This window comes from Vagococcus bubulae, assembly GCF_003950315.1.
GTDB classification, from domain to species: domain Bacteria; phylum Bacillota; class Bacilli; order Lactobacillales; family Vagococcaceae; genus Vagococcus; species Vagococcus bubulae.
This window is the reverse complement of record NZ_NGJT01000003.1, coordinates 16719-34619: the sequence shown is the minus strand read 5'-3', so window position 1 is coordinate 34619 and position 17901 is coordinate 16719. Positions and strand designations below refer to the sequence as shown.

The following is a 17901-nucleotide window of genomic DNA, read 5'->3' as shown; positions in this document are numbered from 1 at the left end:
TAGTCAGCCTCTTGTTAATTTTTATTTATAGATGGAAAAGTTTAAAAAAGATAGTGATACGAGTAAATATGTGGTAAAATGAGAAAAAAATGAGAAAGATTAGAAGAAAGGAAGTGTTTTAATGACATTAGATTGGAATAATTTAGGGTTTGATTATATAAAAACACCTTATCGATACATTGTGAGCTATAAAGATGGGAAGTGGTCAGAAGGAAGGTTAACAGAGGATAATACATTACATATTAGTGAAGGATCTATGGCACTTCATTATGGTCAACAGTGTTTTGAGGGATTAAAAGCATATCGATGCAAAGATAACTCCATTAACTTATTTAGAGTGGATGAAAATGCTAAGCGAATGCAAGTTAGTGCAAAGCGTTTAATGATGCCTGAAGTACCGGTGGATATGTTTGTTGATGCTGTTAAACAAGTGGTTAAAGCAAATGAAGATTTTTGTCCACCTTATGATAGTGGAGCAACACTTTATTTAAGACCGTTACTAATTGGAGTTGGAGATGCTATTGGAGTTGGCCCTGCACCAGAATATTTATTTACAGTATTTTGTATGCCAGTAGGTCCATATTTCAAAGGAGGATTAAAACCAACTAATTTTATCGTATCTGAATATGATAGAGCGGCACCACAGGGAACAGGGGCAGTTAAAGTTGGGGGTAATTACGCTGCAAGTCTTTATCCTGGAAAAATAGCAAAAGAAAAACATTTTTCAGATTGTATCTATCTTGACCCGGCAACTCATACGAAAATCGAAGAAGTAGGATCAGCTAACTTTTTTGGTATTACAAAAGATGATGCGTTTGTCACACCATACTCTCCATCCATCTTACCAAGTATTACAAAGTATTCTTTATTGTATCTTGCAAAAGAAAGATTAGGTTTAAAGACGTGTGAGGGAGATGTTTATTTAAAAGATTTGGATGAGTTTAAAGAGGCTGGCGCATGTGGAACAGCAGCGGTTATTTCTCCAATCGGGGGTATCCAAGTAGGCGATGATTTCCATGTATTTTACTCGGAAACAGAAGTAGGGCCAGTAACTAAAAAATTATACAATGAACTAGTAGGAATTCAATTTGGTGATATTGAAGCGCCAGAGGGATGGATTACAAAAGTAGACTAATAATTAAATAAAGATTAAAAAAATGTTGACATGATGAGAGAAATCATGTAAATTATTGATAACATATAAATACAGTTCTGTTTGATTAGGAAAGTAGACTTTGATGCTTTTTAGAGAGACTCTGGTTGGTGAAAAGAGTTAAAGTGATGATAAGTTGAAAATGGCCTAAAAGGAAAGAATATCGATAGGTAGGTATTCTCGGATGATGTTTCACCGTTAAAAGAAACACCAATATTTTGATTATTGGGTATGAGGGAAGAAGAAATTCTTCTAAAAAAAGGTGGTAACACGATAAGTCGTCCTTTTACATAGTTCGCTATGTAAAAGGGCTTTTTTATTTTTATAGACATACATTGACATGGTAAGTAGATTGACTTTATTTTTTACAGAGAACCTCGTGAAGCTGAGAAGAGGAAAGGTAAACCAATTGAAAATGGCCATTGAGTAATTTATATTCGAGCATTTTGATGTAAGAGTATAACGAGAGCAACCGTTAACTTGCAAGGGTATGATAGTACCTGACAAGGACTAATTTGTGAAAATTAGTTAAACTAGAGGTGGTAACACGCATTAGCGTCCTCAAGAAGACAACTGACGAAGTTTGTTTTCTTGGGGGCGTTTTTTTATTATTTATTACTTAAAACGGAGGAATAATATGATTGAGTTAAAAGATATATCAGTAACATTTCATCAACCAGATCATGAGGTTCATGCAGTAAGAGATGTTAATTTGACGATTGAACAAGGAGATATTTATGGCATAGTTGGTTTTTCTGGAGCAGGTAAAAGTACATTAGTCAGAGTCATTAATTTATTACAGCGACCAACAACAGGAGATGTCATTATAAAAGGGGAAAATATTACACAGCTAAAAGGGAAAGAACTGAGACATAAAAGACAGTCTATCGGAATGATTTTTCAACATTTTAATTTGATGGCTAGTCGGACTATTTTTGATAATGTTGATTTTTCATTGAAATATTCAGGGAAATCCAAACAAGAGCGAAAAGAAAAAGTAACAGAATTATTAAATTTAGTTGGACTGTCTGATAAACATGATGCTTATCCTAGCCAGTTATCAGGAGGTCAAAAGCAACGTGTCGCAATCGCTAGAGCTTTAGCAAATGATCCAGAAATACTTTTATGTGACGAAGCAACCAGTGCTTTAGATCCTAAGACGACGCTACAAATTTTATCTTTATTAAAAGAGTTAAATAAACGTCTAAATTTAACGATTGTATTGATTACCCATGAAATGCAAGTAGTCAAAGAAATTTGTAATAAGGTGGCTGTAATGGAAAATGGTGAGATTGTAGAAAAAGGGGATAGCGTGACACTATTTAGTCAAGCAGAACAAGAGTTAACACAAACCTTTATTCGAACAGCTTCACATATCGATCAAGCATTAGAAACGATTTTATCAAGTCAATCGTTTATTGATTCATCAGAAGATGTTTGGTTAATTGAATTATCTTATATTGGAAGTCAAACAAATGAAGCATTAATCTCACAGTTATATAGTCGATTCCAAGTATCTGCTAACATTTTATATGGGAATGTTGAAATCATACAGGATGTGCCACTAGGTAGTTTAGTTGTTAGTTTGACTGGTGAATTAGATAAGCGTAAAGAAGCCATCCAATATTTAATCTCTGAAGGAGTCAACATTACAATTATTCAGGCAAATGAAACAATCGATGTAGAAGGAGTGAGTCATTATGCAAGAAATTATTGAAAAATATTTGCCGAACGCTAGTCAAATTCCTGATGAATTTAAACAGGCAACCATTGAAACATTATACATGTCATTTTGGACAGCTATTATTGCCGGCATATTTGGTTTGATATTTGGGATTATATTGGTTGTAACAAGACCAGGAGGATTATTGGAACAAAAATATGTGTATCAGATTTTAGATAAAATTGTGAATGTGGTCAGATCTATTCCATTTATTATTTTATTAGCTTTATTAAATGTTGTAACACGTGTAATTGCTGGAACAACAATTGGAGCGACTGCAGCACTTGTTCCACTTGTAGCAGGAGTTGTCCCATTTTTTGCTAGACAAATTGAAGTAGCTTTACTTGAAGTTGATTCAGGAGTGATTGAGGCAGCAGAGGCTATGGGAACCAGTCCTTTAGGAATTATTTTTAGAGTGTATTTAAAAGAAGGACTACCTGGTATTGTGAGAGTTTCAGCTTTAACGATTATTAACGTGATTGGTTTAACGGCCATGGCAGGAGCAGTTGGTGCAGGAGGACTAGGTAATTTAGCCATATCAAGAGGCCATAATAGGTTTCAAAGTGATGTCACTTGGGTAGCGTTAATTATTATTTTATTGATAGTCTTTATTTGTCAGGGAATTAGTAACTTTATTATAAAAAAAATTAGTCATTAAAAAGGAGAATGGAAAATGAAAAAATTAGGTGGATATATTGTAGCATTAGTAGCAGTTTTAGTATTGGTAGTAGGGTGTGGATCTGGAAGTAAAGAATCAACAAAAGAATCATCTAGTGGTAAAAATACTACAGTAAAACTTGGTGTCGTAGGGTCAGACACGGATGTATGGGATGATGTACAAAAACGATTAAAAGATGAAGGCATTGACTTAGAATATGTTAAATTTACAGATTATAGTCAACCAAACGTTGCTTTAGACAGTGGTGACATTGATTTAAATTCATTCCAACATCAAATCTTTTTAGATAATTTCAACAAAGAACATGGAACAGACTTAGTTTCTATTGGGAATACAGTGAATGCTCCTTTGGGAATTTATTCTGAAAAAATTAAAGACGTTAAAGAATTAAAAGATGGTGATACGATTTCTATTCCAAATGATGTGACAAATGGTGGTAGAGCATTATTATTACTTCAAACAGCAGGTTTAATTAAAGTTGATCCAGCAAAAAAACAATCGCCAACAGTCAGTGATATTACTGAAAATAAATTGAATTTAAAAATAGAAGAATTAGATGCGGCTCAAACACCTCGTTCACTTCAAGATGTGACAGCAGCTATTATTAACAGTGGAGTTGCCGTAGATGCCGGATACAATCCAACAAAAGATGCGATATTTTTAGAACCGGTAGATGAAACATCTAAACCTTATGTCAATATCATTGTTGCTAGAAAAGAAGATGAGAACAATGAAACTTATGCAAAAATTGTCGAAGCATATCAAACAGAAGAAACTAAAAAAGTGATAGAAGAAACATCTAAAGGGGCAAGTATTCCAGCATGGGAGACTTTTGGAAAAAAATAAATTTAATCAAAAGGAGTAACACATATGACAAGAGCAGAGCAATCAGCAATCATAACAGATTATATCGAAAAACAATTACCAGTCTACAAAGAACTAGCATTAGATATTCATAATCACCCAGAAGTAAGTAATTATGAAGTGTACTCTTCCGACGTATTAATTAATCAACTAAAAAAAGAAGGGTTTGACGTTAAGAAAAATGTTGCCGGTCACCATACGGGGTTTGATGCACGATATAAATCTGGCAAGCCTGGACCAACGTTAGCATTTTTAGCAGAATACGATGCCTTACCAGGAATCGGACACGCATGTGGGCATAACTTGTTTGGAAATTATTCTGCTTTAGCAGCAAGTTCTTTAAAACAAGTGATAGATGAAGTTGGTGGTGAAATTCGTGTTTATGGAACGCCTGGTGAAGAAGGTGGAGAAAATGGATCTGCAAAAGGAAGCTTTGTAAGAGAAGGTTTATTTGATGATGTGGATGCAGCACTGTGTGTCCATCCAGCCCATAAATACGGAAAAACATCATTAGGATTAGCGAATGATCCAGTAGACATTGAATTTTTTGGCGTGGCATCTCATGCAGCAGCAGCACCTGAAAAAGGAGTTAATGCCTTAGATGCATTAATACAAGTGTTTAATGGGATTAACGGATTACGACTACACTTGCCAAAAGATGTGAATATTCATGGCATCATTACTAATGGAGGAGTCGCAGCGAATGTTGTTCCTGAATATGCTTCAGGAAGATTTTATTTAAGAGCTGCCAATAGAAAAACATTGGATGAAGTCTATCAAAAAGTTGAAAATATTGTTAAAGGGGCGTCACTAGCCACAGGGGCAGATTATAAATTTGGTTTATTTCAAAATGGTGTGGATGATATTATTGTGACCCCAGCTTTTGATGAGGTATTTGTGGGACATCTGGAAAAATTAAACATACCTGAACAAGAAATTTATAATGGTGAACGCCAAAATTTAGGCTCATCAGATGTTGGGAATGTTAGTCAAGTTATACCAACCATTCAACCAACAGTATCTATCTCTGATGAATATATTGCAGGTCATTCAGAAGAATTTAAAGCAGCAGCTAAAAGTGACAAGGGACTAAATTCAATTGGTATTGCTGCCCAATTATTAGCAGAAACAGCTTTAGATTTATTGTTAGATGAAGAATTACTAAATAAAATAAAAGAAGAACATAAAAAACAAAAAATACAGGGGAATTAATTGAGGAAATAAAAAATATTAAGTAGTATTTTTTATAACTCTAATTTATTACATAAGACGTTAACAAGATAATAATTGTTAATGTCTTATTTTTTTATGTCGATGGTGAAAATTACGATAATTTTACATTAACCATACTTTAAATTTTACATTGAAGGGATATACTCCTCTTGTATTTAAAATATGGGGGTTAAATTTAAAATGAAAAAGAAATTATTATACGGACTTACGATATTAACATCTATTGGTTTGTTAGCAGCATGTGGTTCAGGAGCATCTGAAACAAAAAAAGAAGATGGTATGCCAGATAAAATAACAATCGTTACGATGCCAGATGAAAATAATCCAGAAGCTGGTGGTAAAAACGAAAAATTCCAAAAGGCTTTAAGCGAAGCAATCGATCTTCCTGTTGAGATAATGGAAGGAGCAGATTATGCTGTTGGGATTGAAGCGATGAAAAATAAGAAACTTGATGTGTTGCTAGTTTCACCAATGAGTTATTTCCAAGCAAAACAACGAGTAGAAATTGATCCTTTAGTAACAACTTCTTCTCCAGGTAGTGAAGCTTACCGTACAGTGTTTATTACTAAAAAAGATAATGACAAAATTAATTCATTAGAAGATTTAAAAGGGACAAACTTTGCTTTTGTTGATCCAGCTTCTTCATCAGGGTATCTGTATCCAAAGTATGAATTAGTAACAAAATTGAAGTTAGAACAAGCCAAATTAGAAGAACCTGATTATTTCTTTAAAACAGTGGCTTATTCTGGAAAACATGATTCAAGCGTTATGGGTGTATCAAAAGGTGACTATGATGCAGCAGCCGTTGCAGGACAAGTGTTACAAACAATGGATGATGCTGGTTTAGTTAAAAAAGATGATTTAAAAATAATTGATGAAACACAAGAAATTCCAAATGCTGCTTATGTTATTAGATCAGAATTACCAGAAGAATTAAAGAAAAAAATTAAAGATTTTTATTTAAACTATGATGACAAAGAATATTTTAAGGCATTTTATAAAGATGATACAGTAAGGTTTGTTGAAGCGAAAGATGATGATTATGAAGGCGTGAAAGATATTATCAAAGTATTAGGCATAGAAGGGGAGTAAAAAAATGACTTTATTAGAAATTAAACATGTTAATAAAGAATATAAAACAGGTCAAAAAGCATTAAACGATGTGTCTTTGTCTATTGATGAAGGAGAGTTTGTGGTCATTATTGGACCTTCTGGTGCAGGTAAATCAACGTTAATTCGTATTATCAATCAATTAGTAGCACCAACTTCAGGTGATGTGTTATTTGAAAATCAATCAATATCTAAAGCTAAAGGAAAAGAACTACGACAATTACGTTCACACATTGGAATGATTTTCCAACATTACAATTTGATTGAACGAACAAATGTATTAAAAAATGTTCTTCATGGAAAATTAGGACAAGTTTCTTTCTTTACGAGTGCCTTTGGTCGTTATTCTCAAGAAGACCGTAAAACAGCAATGGACTTATTAAAACAAGTTGGTTTAGAGGATCAAGCATATAAAAGAGCGGATGAATTATCTGGTGGACAGATGCAGCGTGTTGGAATTTGCCGCGCATTAATGCAAAATCCAGCTTTGATTTTAGCAGATGAGCCGATTGCATCATTAGACCCTAAATCATCAGATGTTGTGATGACTCAATTGAAGGACATCACTGAATCAAAAGGTGTAACAACAATCGTTAACTTACACCAGGTTGATGTGGCGAAAAAATTTGCTACACGAATTATTGGTGTAAGAAAAGGAGAAATTGTTTTTGATGGTAAGCCATCAGAATTGACTAATGATATGATTGAAACAATATACAATAATGACTTGCCTCAATCTGAAAAAATAACAAGTATACCAGTTGTACCAATGCCACAGGAGGGTCAGGTATATGGATAGTTTAGCCACCATCTCATTAAGTCAACAAAAAAGCATAAAAAAAAGAATAACGGCAGTGTTATTATTTGTTGTCATTGCTTATTCTTTCGTTTATTTACAAGTAAATCCTTTGACACCTTTTGTGACAATACCTAGTGTATTTAAATTTTTTGGTGAAAACTTCTTTCCACCAAATTTTACCGGATTTTCAAGTTATGTGTCATTGATTGTTGAAACATTATTATTCGCTGTAGTGGGAACCTATATTTCAGCAATCATCTCATTTGTCTTTGGGTTATTAATGGCAGAATCAATTAATCCATTTGCGCCAGTGCGTTTGATTGTACGATTTATTGTCTCGTTCATTCGTAATATTCCTGTTTTAGTATGGGCATCTTTGCTTGTGTATATTTTTGGGATAGGGAATATGGTAGGGTTATTGGCATTAATTATTGCGACATTTGGTTTTCTAACTAGATCTTATGCCGAAGAGATGAACAATATTGCCGATAGCAAACTTGAAGCACTAAAGGCAACAGGCGCTTCACCAATCCAACTGTTAGTTCATGGTATTATTCCAGCATTTTTCCCATCTTGGATTAACTGGACATTCTTCTCTTTTGAAATTAATATTCGTGCTTCGGCTATTCTAGGAATGGTTGGTGCTGGAGGGATTGGTATCATGATCCAAACCAATATTCGATTATTTAAATATAAGGAAGCTATGGCGTTGATTTTGATATTAGTAGCATTAGTTTTATTAACAGAATTTGTGGTTAATAAACTAAGAAAATGGATTTTATAGGAGGAATAATATTTTGAAAGATATTCCCTTAACACAAAAAAAAGATCGAATTAGGACAATAGTGATTACTATTGCTGCTATTGTTTTATTTGTCGTAAGTGTTAATTTATTAAATTTAGATATGGTAACATTTATTTCAAGATTTGAACAATCTGGAGAAGTAGTGAAACATTTTTTAGCATTAGATACTTCTGATGTTGGAGAAGTTTTTGCTCAATTATTGCTGTCTTTATCAATGGCAATCGCCTCACTTTTTCTTGGTGCGATTATTTCATTTATCTTAGCCTGTTTAGGTGCAGATAATATTTCTCCACTGCCTTTTTTATCAGCAGTCATTAAAGGGGTTATGTCAGTGATTCGTGCTATCCCATCGTTAGTTTGGATTTTAATGATTGTAGCTAGTCTTGGATTTGGGTCAATGGCTGGAATTATTGGGATGATGTTTCCGACAGTTGGTTATTTAACAAAGTCATTTATTAGCAGTATTGAGGAAGTTCCTATTCAAGTGATTGAAACAATGAAATCGACTGGGGCAAATTGGTTTCAATTAATTCAAGAAGGGATTTTGCCTAATGTTTCAAAATCATTTTTAAACTGGTTGGCGATTCGAGTAGAAGGAAATGTCGCAGAATCTATTTCTCTAGGAATGGTTGGTGCTGGAGGAATCGGAACATTATTAACTCGAGCAATCAGTAGTTACAATTATGGAAGAATCACATTTATCGTGTTAACGATTTTTTGTACGATGTTTGCAGTTGAAATGTTAGTGACACGAGCGAAAAAAGCAATTTAAAGGAGATAAGAAATGTATTATCAACGTTTACCATTAGAAACAACTTATAACACAAGAGATTTGGGTGGCATTCCAACAAAGAGCAGAAATATGGTTGCTTGGAAAAAACTTTTTAGAAGTGACGATGTTTGTCGCTTAACAGAAAATGATGTTGCTTTTTTGGAAGATTATGGTGTAGGAGCTGTCATTGATTTAAGAACAGAAAAAGAAAGACAAGATTCAGATTATCCTTTGGAAAGAAGTTCAATGGTTAAGAATTATCATATTCCATTTGTGGTAGATGAAAATATACAAGATATCTCACAATCAACAGTAGAGATGACTTTGTATGATTTTTACGAGCAAATGATTTTAGAGCAACAGTCGATTATTAAAGAGTTGTTTATGGCTATTTACGAATCAAAGGATACTGGGTTAATTTTCCACTGTGCAGCAGGAAAAGATAGAACAGGCGTGTTAGCACTATTATTATTAGGCTTATTAGAAGTTGATGAAAAAGATATTATTGCTAACTATGAAACATCGTATACTTATCTTTCAGCTAATGAAGATTTGATTTCTCCTGAAGGATATGAGCATTTAATGTATTCTGATAGAGAAAATATGGAAAGACTGCTCCCTTTGATTAATGAACGTTATGGTACAGTCTTTGACTACTTAAAAGAATGTGGCTTATCTGAAGAAATGTTATTAGAAATCAAAAAAGCATATACTCAAGAAGTATAAAATAGTATTATTTACAAATATTTTACCGAGTATAAATTAATAGTTTACACTAACATTGTATAGTAAATGATGTAGTCATCATGAAATTATGAAAGCTACAACCAACTTATAATTGTTATGTTAATAGTGAGACTTGTAAAGAAATAGTGATAACCTGACTATATTAATAGAAAACACTATCCCCCTAGTTGTTTTTTGTTAAAGTTTCTTCTAATCAACAAGTCGAAAAATAAACTGGATGGTGATGGCCATTCAGTTTTTTGAGTTCCTTAAGAGAAGTCTGTATAATTAAATTATCAAATAAATTAGGAGGAAAAAGCATGAAACTTAGTTATCATGGTCACTCAGTTGTCAGTATTGAAACAAATGATCAGACTCGTATTTTAATTGATCCATTTATTACAGGAAACAAGTTAACTGATCTTAAATTAGAAGATGTTAAAGCAGATTATATTTTTATTACACATGGTCATGCAGATCATGTGGGAGATATGGTTTATTTAGCAAAAAAAACAAATGCTCAAGTAGTTGCTATTCCAGAAATTTGTCATTTCGCTACAAGTCAAGGAGTTGAGAATGTTCATCATATGAATATAGGTGGAAAGTTCGATTTTCCATTTGGGCAAGTCAAAATGATTTTTGCTCAACATAGTTCAGGATATGAGTTAGATGGTCAGATGATTTATATGGGAGAACCTGCAGGATTTATATTTACTATTGATAATCAATCAATTTACCATGCAGGTGATACAGCATTTTACAGTGATTTATCCTTATTAGCTGAAGAGTTTGATTTAGATGTCGCATTTTTACCAATTGGTGATAATTTTACGATGGGAATAAAAGATGCAGTGAAAGCTTCTAAAGCCGTTCAGGCAACTTTAACGATTCCAATTCATTACAATACGTTTCCAGTTATAGAACAAAATCCAGATGAATTGATTGATTTATTACCAGAAGGAGCAGGGAAAGTGTTAAAACCAGGAGACTCAATAAACTTGTAAAAACATTGATAGAACAGTTTGAAATAAGCTGTTCTCTTTTTATATAAAAAAAGATTAGTCAAAATGATAAAATAACAAAACCTTTCTATTGCATTGTGGACAAAAAAAGTCTATAATAGCCGAATGTAAGAAATGAGAGGAAGTGATATGGCTTGAAGCTAACCAATGCAACGGAACAAGCTTTGGCAATTATGGCATTATTATCAACTCAGGAAAAGGATGTTCCTGTGTCATCAATCGCAATTTATCAAAAATTATCCGTTTCTTCGTCTTATATTAGAAAATTGCTAAGAAAATTAGTCGTTTCAAATATTATTGAAGGGGTATCTGGCAATAATGGTGGATTCTATATAAAAAAAGATTTATCTGACATCACACTATTACATATTGTTGAAGCCATAGAAGAGCCGTTTCATTCGTTTCCAAAAGTGGGTGTTTTAGAAAGAGCTTTTAGTGATTTTACTAAAATTGCTCAAACAGGTGATGAGCAAATTGCCGAGTGCTTTGCACGAGCTGATAAAAAATGGAACGAAGAACTAGAAAGAATCACGGTAAAAGATATACTATCTGATGTCTTTCGTGAGTATGGTGAGATACCACATAGAAATTGGAATGATTTTATAGAGGATGAGAGGTCAATTCAATGTTAAATAGAATAAAAAATGTATGGGATTTATTTGTACTAGATTGGAAAAGGATTTTTCACAACAAGCTCACGTTTGTTTTGATGATTGCATTAATGATTATCCCATCGTTGTATGCGTGGTTTAACATTGCAGCATTATGGGATCCTTATTCTAATACTGGTGGTATTAAGATTGGAATTTATTCTGATGATCAAACGGTTGATTTAAAAGGAAAAAAAATCAATATCGGTGACGAAATAGTAGAGAATTTAAAAGATAATAAAACCATTGGATGGCAGTTTGTATCATCTAAAGAAGAATTAGATGATAAAGTAAAAACCGGAAAATATTATGCTGGATTATATCTACCAAAAAACTTTACCGAAAATTTGTTAAGTTTTACGAAAGGTGAAATTGATTATCCTGAAATTGAATATCAAGTGAACCAAAAAATTAATGCGATTGCTCCTAAAATATCAGATAAAGGAGCTGGAACTATTCAAGATACTATCTCGACAGAATTTATAGAGACTGCTAGTAAAACATTACTAGAGGTATTTAATGAAATCGGGTTTAATCTGGATGCTAATTTGCCGTCCATTAAGAAAATTACATCAAAAATTGTTACCGTAGATGAAAATATTGATGAAATCGATGGTTACACAAAAGAAGTATTAGAATTACAAGCTAAAATGCCAGAATTTAAGAAAAAACTAGATATGGCAAATGAATTTGTGGATTATATTCCTGAACTAAATAAAACAACGGATAAAGTAGTGGCGTTGAATGGCAAATTACCTGAGATAGCACAGTATGGACAAGTTGTTTATGACGTACAGGGGAATATTCCAAAAATTAAAAATGCCGGAACACAATTAAATAAAGCTGATAAAGACATGGATAAGATTGTTAAGATGATGGATGAGGCAATTAATGAAGCAACAAAAGGCTTGGAAGTTATTGCTTCAGCACAAAAAGTCTTACCTGATGTGACTAAGTTAATTAATAAAGCAGATGAGACGATTCCTGAGTTACAACAGCAATTGAAAGATATTGCCGAAGTTTTACCAACTGTGACAGAAGGATTGACTCAAGGTTTAGAAGTGCTGGATACTTTATCTAAAGTTTCTGCAAAATTAGCAGCAGATATAGCGGCTCTTGATACTGAAACACATACAGCGCAAATTCATGCTCAACTTGAAAAATTAAATAATCAGTTAACAACGCAATTACAAATGATTCAATCATTAAAAGAAACCTTAACGCAATTAGCCAGTTTGCCAAATGCACCTGATTTTTCAAATGCTTTATCTCAATTAGATGCAATGGAAACACATGTTAGTCAAGCACAAGGAAATGTTCAATCAATATTAGATAACTGGGAAGACTATGCATCTGCACCAGGAAAATTACAAGCAAAGTTAATTGAAATAAGTAACACGTTAAATCAAATCGTTGTCTCCATTAATCCAAAAGAAATTGAAGCGCAAGTAGCTCAAACGCTAAAAAATGTTCAAGAGATGCTGACTTCAGCAGGAAACATTACAGGGACAATTATTGATGATAATACAATGAGTACTCTTGATAGTTTATTGAAGAATACAACTAATATTATCAATGAAGCAATCGGATTTTTGAAAGACTACCAAAAAGAAATGCCAGCGATTCAAGATGAGATTCATACAGCAAATGTGATGTTAAATGGCAACATGGATTTAATTATTAATGGTATTAATCAAGGGGCAGATTTCTTTAGAAATGATTTTCCTGTTGTTCAAAGTAAAATGAATAAAGCAACGTTATTTATCAAAAATGATTTACCAGGAATTGAAGATGATGTAAAAGACGCGATGACTAAGGTAAATGAAAAAGCACCTAAATTAGAGACAGCATTGAATGCAGCTGAAGTCATGATTAAAGAAGATTGGCCCAATATCAAAGAAGGCATTCAAAAGGCAGCAAATGCTATTAGAAAAGGCGAACAAGATATTGATTTAGACGAAGCTGTGAAGTATCTAAAAGGCGATGCTAATGCTGAAAGTAAGTTTATTTCAAGTCCAGTGAAACTTAAAACAAAAGATGTGTACCCTGTACCAAATTATGGTTCAGCAAGCACACCATTCTATACAGCTCTTTGTTTATGGGTTGGAGCAGTCTTGTTTTCAAGCATTGCCTCAACTAAATTCCATTTAGAAGGTGAACAAATTGGACGTTTCTCAAAACGTCAACAATTCTTAGCACGTATGGGAACATTCTTAGTAGTTGGATTCTTCCAAGCGTTGATTGTAACAGTTGGAAATCAATTACTTCTAGGAACATACACAAAAAATCCAGTATGGAATGTTATTTTTGCTTTAATTATCGACTTAGCCTTTATGATGATGGTATATGTTTTAGTGGCATTGTTTGATAATCTTGGTAAAGGAATTGCCATTATTATCTTGGTTCTATCTATTTCAGCAGGTGGAGGTAACTTCCCAATTGAAATGTCAGGACCATTCTTTAGAGCCATTAACCCTTATATTCCATTCACCTATGCTGTAAACTTACTAAGAGAATCTGTTGGTGGAATTTATTGGCCATCAGCTCTGAAGGCAATCGTTATTTTAGTAAGTATTACTATTGGATTTTTCATAGCAGGGTATATCTTATATCCAAAAGCTGAAAGAATCTTTAAAAAAGTAGGAGACAACTTAAAAGAAGGACGTATTCTACACTAATACAAAAAGGAATCTAGAAAAAATTTCTAGGTTCTTTTTTGTATCTATGTTTAAACGAAAAAAGTATGATTTTGAAATAAAAAACAAAAAAACTAAATGGTATTTTAAAGTATTTGTTCGCTAAAACACGAATATGAATAATAAAGATAATGAATTTTAAAAAATAATATAAAATAACGGATACGGGTATTATAAATAACATTTTTAGAATAGCGTAAATATTGTTTGTTTTATTGTTTTGTCACATAAAAAGTGGTGTTAATAGTAAAAATAAATAACAGTTTAAATTTGTTTTGCAACTGAAGTTTCCTAGCAGTATACTGAACAAGAAAAAATTTAGATTGTTGATTGCCTTAACAGACAACCAGCTAAAGGAGACAGAACTATGAGTAAAGTTGCGGTAGTTACGGGTGCAGGTCAAGGTATTGGATTTGCCATTGCAAAACGATTATACGACGATGGATTCAAAGTAGGAGTGATTGATTACAATGAAGAAATCGCACAAAAAGCAGTTGAACAATTAGGAGAGAATGCTTTTGCTGCAACAGCTGATGTTTCTGATAGAGAGCAATTAGCTTCAGCTATTCAAGCGATAGTTGAAACATTTGGTGATTTACATGTTATGGTAAATAATGCTGGGATTGCCCCAACAACACCAATTGAAACCATTACACCAGAACTTTTCAAAAAAGTTTATGACATTAACGTTGGTGGTGTGTTATGGGGAACACAATTAGCAACAGAAATGTTCCGTAAATTTGGTCATGGTGGTAAAGTGATTAATGCAACATCTCAAGCAGGTGTTGTCGGAAATCCTAACTTGATGCTTTACAGCTCATCAAAATTTGCTGTTCGTGGGATGACACAAATTGCTGCGCGTGATTTAGCAGAAGAAGGCATTACAGTAAATGCTTATGCACCTGGTATTGTAAAAACACCAATGATGTATGACATCGCTCATCAAGTTGGTAAAAATGCAGGCAAGGATGACGAATGGGGAATGCAAACTTTTGCAAAAGATATTGCGATGAAACGTTTATCTGAACCAGAAGATGTAGCAAATGTGGTTGGCTTCTTAGCAGGTCCTGATTCAAATTATATAACTGGTCAAACAATCATTGTAGATGGTGGAATGCAGTTCCATTAATCTTAAATACGTTAAAAGTTCTCAGAAAAATATCTGAGGGCTTTTTTTATTGGAAATTTAGACAATGAAAAAGAGTGCTTCTTTTATATCAAAAGAAAGGCACTCTTAAGTAATTAATCTTCTATTTTATGAATATCAATAATCGAACCTGTATGAGCATCAGCCATAAATTCATATTGCACTAATTGCCCTTCTTCAATGCGTGAAATACCACCAGTATAAACATCTGTTTTAATAGCAAATTTATCTAAAGGTTCTTTTTTAAAGTGGATCCAAGATCCTTCAATCGGCCCATCTTGTAAAAAGGCAGATTTTACTTGCTCTAAAATATCGTCTGCAGATAAAACTTTATTATCTTTGTACCATTTTGTTGCCAATACGCCAACAAGAGTACCTACTGTTAACCCTATACCTAAACCAGTCGTTAAGCCATGATGATAAACTTCTTTTGTTTTTTGTTTTTTATGAAACATGTCGTTACCTCCTATGGTAATACTGATGTTCTTATTGTAGCATAAATGACTAAAATGGAAAGAAAAAAGAAGTCAAAATTCGGGACATTGGTTTTTGACTCGCCTGTCATTATGTTATAATTAGGTGGAGAAGAAAGAGAGGTGAACTACTAATTATATAATTAGTAGATAATCATGGAAGATAAATTATTTAACCGTATCAAGACACTAACTGAAATACAAAGTGTCAGTGGACTAGAAGATAATATGAGACGTGTCATGGCAAAAGAAATGACACCGTTTGTTGATAAAATAGAATATGACGGACTAGGTGGCGTGTTTGGTATTCGTAAAAATAAATCAAACGAAGCACCTCGCATTATGTTAGCTTCTCACATGGATGAAGTAGGCTTTATGGTGAGTCAAATTTTAGAAAATGGTTTGTTTAGAGTCGTTCCTTTAGGCGGATGGAATCCTTATACTGTATCTGCACAACGTTTTACGTTACAAACCAAAAAAGGTGATTACCCAATTATTTCAACCTCTGTGCCACCACATTTATTAAGAGGTGCAAATAAACAACAAGGCATTGATGTGGCAGATATTTTATTTGACGCTGGATTTGTTTCAAAAGAAGAAGCAGAAGAATTTGGTGTTCGTCCTGGTGATGGGATTGTGCCTCAATCTGAAACAGTAAAAACCGCAAATGGAAAACGTATTATTTCAAAAGCTTGGGATAATCGCTATGGTTGTACCCTTGTTTTAGATGTGTTAGAAGAATTATACGGACAAGAATTACCGAATACGCTAATTGCGGGAGCAAATGTTCAAGAAGAAGTAGGACTACGAGGAGCTAAAGTATCCACTCATAAATTTAAACCAGATTTATTCTTTGCCGTCGATTGTTCACCTGCTGATGATATGTCAGGTAAAAAAGATGCAAACGGTCAATTAGATGAAGGATTCTTATTAAGAATTTTTGATCCTGGTATGATTATGTTAGGACGTATGCGTGAGTATATTTTACAATTAGCAGAAGACAATCATATTCCATATCAATACTTTGTTTCAAAAGGTGGAACAGACGCTGGAGCTGCTCATTTAGCCAATGACGGGGTTCCTAGTGCGGTAATTGGTGTGCCAGGTCGCTATATTCATACTCATCAAACCATGTTTAGTATTAAAGACTATGAAGCAGCTAGAGAGATGGTCTTAAAATTAATCACAACTTTGGATAAAACAGAAGTGAACACAATAATATACGGAAAGTAGTGAAAGAATGTTAATCCCAACAACGTATGAAGAATTAGCAAAACCACTTGAAGAAGGAAAGACCATGCTCTTTTTTACAGCTGATTGGTGTGGTGATTGTGTTTTTATCAAACCAGACATGCCAGAAATTGAAGCAAGTTTTCCTGAATACACGTTTGTTCAAGTGGATAGAGATGTTTTTATTGATATTTGTCAAAAATGGGGAATATTAGGAATTCCAAGCTTTGTGGCAATAGAAGATGGAAAAGAATTGGGACGATTTGTCAGCAAAGATAGAAAAACAAAAAAAGAAATTATGACGTTTATTAGTGAACTGTAAAAGGAGGAGATAGGATGTTAGAATCACAAGAATATCGTTCAATTTTAGTTGGAACAGATGGTAGTGAACAGGCACAACAAGCATTTGAAAAAGCTGTCGCTGTAGCAAAACGTAATAATGCAGATATCGTTGTAGCACATATCATTGAAAATAAGTTATATGGTGGGACTATGGCATTTTCTACTTTTTCTCCAGATATTGTTCAAGAAGAAACAAATCAAGCAAAAGAATTGCTTGAGAGTTATATCCAGATAGCAAAAGATTTAGGTTATGATCGAGTAAAAGCAACCTTAGAATTTGGTTCTCCTAAAGTGATGATGGCAACAGAGCTGCCAGAAAAATACAATACCGATTTAATTATGGTTGGTCAGTCAGGATTAAATGCGGTAGAACGATTAGTTATGGGAAGCGTGAGTGATCATATTATACGAACAGCTCCATGTGATGTATTGGTTGTTCGACCAGAATAAAACAAAAGAATGGTGAGGAAAAAATTA

The 17901-nt window shown here is 33.4% G+C and carries 18 protein-coding genes and 2 other annotated features; of the genes, 17 read left to right on the top strand and 1 reads right to left on the bottom strand.

From position 1 onward, the window contains the following. The first annotated feature begins 121 nt into the window (after positions 1-121). The 14 genes from CBF36_RS02375 to CBF36_RS02310 all read left to right on the top strand — a co-directional run bounded on the left by CBF36_RS02375 (position 122) and on the right by CBF36_RS02310 (position 15361). A complete protein-coding gene (locus CBF36_RS02375; protein WP_125956293.1) occupies positions 122-1135 on the top strand; it encodes a branched-chain amino acid aminotransferase in 1014 nt (337 codons plus the stop codon). Positions 1136-1205: 70 nt separating this feature from the next. Further along, positions 1206-1442 (top strand) — a binding site (T-box leader). 37 nt (positions 1443-1479) lie between these two features. Continuing rightward, positions 1480-1719, top strand: a binding site (T-box leader). Positions 1720-1790: 71 nt separating this feature from the next. After that, positions 1791-2870 carry a methionine ABC transporter ATP-binding protein gene (locus CBF36_RS02370; RefSeq protein ID WP_125956291.1) on the top strand — a complete coding sequence of 360 codons (1080 nt, stop codon included), beginning with the start codon at positions 1791-1793 and terminating at the stop codon, positions 2868-2870. Further along, on the top strand, positions 2854-3534 hold the full coding sequence (locus CBF36_RS02365) for a methionine ABC transporter permease (RefSeq protein WP_125956289.1): 681 nt from the start codon (positions 2854-2856) through the stop codon (positions 3532-3534). Before CBF36_RS02370 ends, CBF36_RS02365 begins: the two co-directional genes overlap by 17 nt. A 15-nt stretch (positions 3535-3549) precedes the next feature. Next, the gene (locus CBF36_RS02360) at positions 3550-4401 is read left to right on the top strand and encodes a MetQ/NlpA family ABC transporter substrate-binding protein (protein WP_125956287.1); all 852 of its coding nucleotides are present in this window, start codon (positions 3550-3552) and stop codon (positions 4399-4401) included. A gap of 24 nt (positions 4402-4425) precedes the next feature. Next, positions 4426-5631 (top strand): M20 family metallopeptidase, encoded by a 1206-nt coding sequence (locus CBF36_RS02355; RefSeq protein ID WP_125956286.1) that lies wholly within the window; start codon positions 4426-4428, stop codon positions 5629-5631. A gap of 201 nt (positions 5632-5832) precedes the next feature. Beyond that, on the top strand, positions 5833-6744 hold the full coding sequence (locus CBF36_RS02350; RefSeq protein ID WP_125956284.1) for a phosphate/phosphite/phosphonate ABC transporter substrate-binding protein: 912 nt from the start codon (positions 5833-5835) through the stop codon (positions 6742-6744). Between the two features lie 4 nt (positions 6745-6748). Then, positions 6749-7561 carry a phosphonate ABC transporter ATP-binding protein gene (gene phnC, locus CBF36_RS02345; RefSeq protein WP_125956282.1) on the top strand — a complete coding sequence of 271 codons (813 nt, stop codon included), beginning with the start codon at positions 6749-6751 and terminating at the stop codon, positions 7559-7561. Further along, the gene (phnE, locus tag CBF36_RS02340; protein WP_125956280.1) at positions 7554-8345 is read left to right on the top strand and encodes a phosphonate ABC transporter, permease protein PhnE; all 792 of its coding nucleotides are present in this window, start codon (positions 7554-7556) and stop codon (positions 8343-8345) included. The genes phnC and phnE overlap by 8 nt, the downstream gene beginning before the upstream one ends. 13 nt (positions 8346-8358) lie before the next feature. Further along, entirely contained in the window at positions 8359-9138 is a 780-nt protein-coding gene (locus CBF36_RS02335; RefSeq protein ID WP_243637956.1) for a PhnE/PtxC family ABC transporter permease, read from the top strand. Between the two features lie 12 nt (positions 9139-9150). Then, complete coding sequence (locus CBF36_RS02330) at positions 9151-9864, top strand: tyrosine-protein phosphatase (protein WP_125956276.1); 714 nt, start codon at positions 9151-9153, stop codon at positions 9862-9864. Between the two features lie 320 nt (positions 9865-10184). Beyond that, entirely contained in the window at positions 10185-10868 is a 684-nt protein-coding gene (locus CBF36_RS02325) for a metal-dependent hydrolase (RefSeq protein WP_125956274.1), read from the top strand. Positions 10869-11020: 152 nt separating this feature from the next. Then, entirely contained in the window at positions 11021-11518 is a 498-nt protein-coding gene (locus CBF36_RS02320) for an RrF2 family transcriptional regulator (protein WP_125956273.1), read from the top strand. Further along, positions 11512-14214 carry a YhgE/Pip domain-containing protein gene (locus CBF36_RS02315; RefSeq protein ID WP_125956271.1) on the top strand — a complete coding sequence of 901 codons (2703 nt, stop codon included), beginning with the start codon at positions 11512-11514 and terminating at the stop codon, positions 14212-14214. The genes CBF36_RS02320 and CBF36_RS02315 overlap by 7 nt, the downstream gene beginning before the upstream one ends. A 385-nt stretch (positions 14215-14599) precedes the next feature. Next, the gene (locus tag CBF36_RS02310) at positions 14600-15361 is read left to right on the top strand and encodes a (S)-acetoin forming diacetyl reductase (protein ID WP_125956269.1); all 762 of its coding nucleotides are present in this window, start codon (positions 14600-14602) and stop codon (positions 15359-15361) included. Between the two features lie 113 nt (positions 15362-15474). Here the strand turns inward: CBF36_RS02310 and CBF36_RS02305 are convergent, their stop codons facing one another. Then, entirely contained in the window at positions 15475-15834 is a 360-nt protein-coding gene (locus CBF36_RS02305) for a PepSY domain-containing protein (RefSeq protein WP_125956267.1), read from the bottom strand. A 174-nt stretch (positions 15835-16008) separates the two neighbouring features. On the opposite strand from CBF36_RS02305, the gene pepA reads away from it, so the two are divergent. The 3 genes from pepA to CBF36_RS02290 are packed head-to-tail and all read left to right on the top strand — an operon-like array spanning position 16009 to position 17874. Further along, complete coding sequence (gene pepA / locus CBF36_RS02300; RefSeq protein ID WP_125956266.1) at positions 16009-17085, top strand: glutamyl aminopeptidase; 1077 nt, start codon at positions 16009-16011, stop codon at positions 17083-17085. Between the two features lie 7 nt (positions 17086-17092). Continuing rightward, positions 17093-17404 carry a thioredoxin family protein gene (locus CBF36_RS02295; RefSeq protein ID WP_125956264.1) on the top strand — a complete coding sequence of 104 codons (312 nt, stop codon included), beginning with the start codon at positions 17093-17095 and terminating at the stop codon, positions 17402-17404. Between the two features lie 14 nt (positions 17405-17418). Then, positions 17419-17874, top strand: a complete 456-nt coding sequence (locus CBF36_RS02290) for a universal stress protein (RefSeq protein ID WP_125956262.1) — start codon at positions 17419-17421, stop codon at positions 17872-17874. Positions 17875-17901 lie beyond the last annotated feature (27 nt).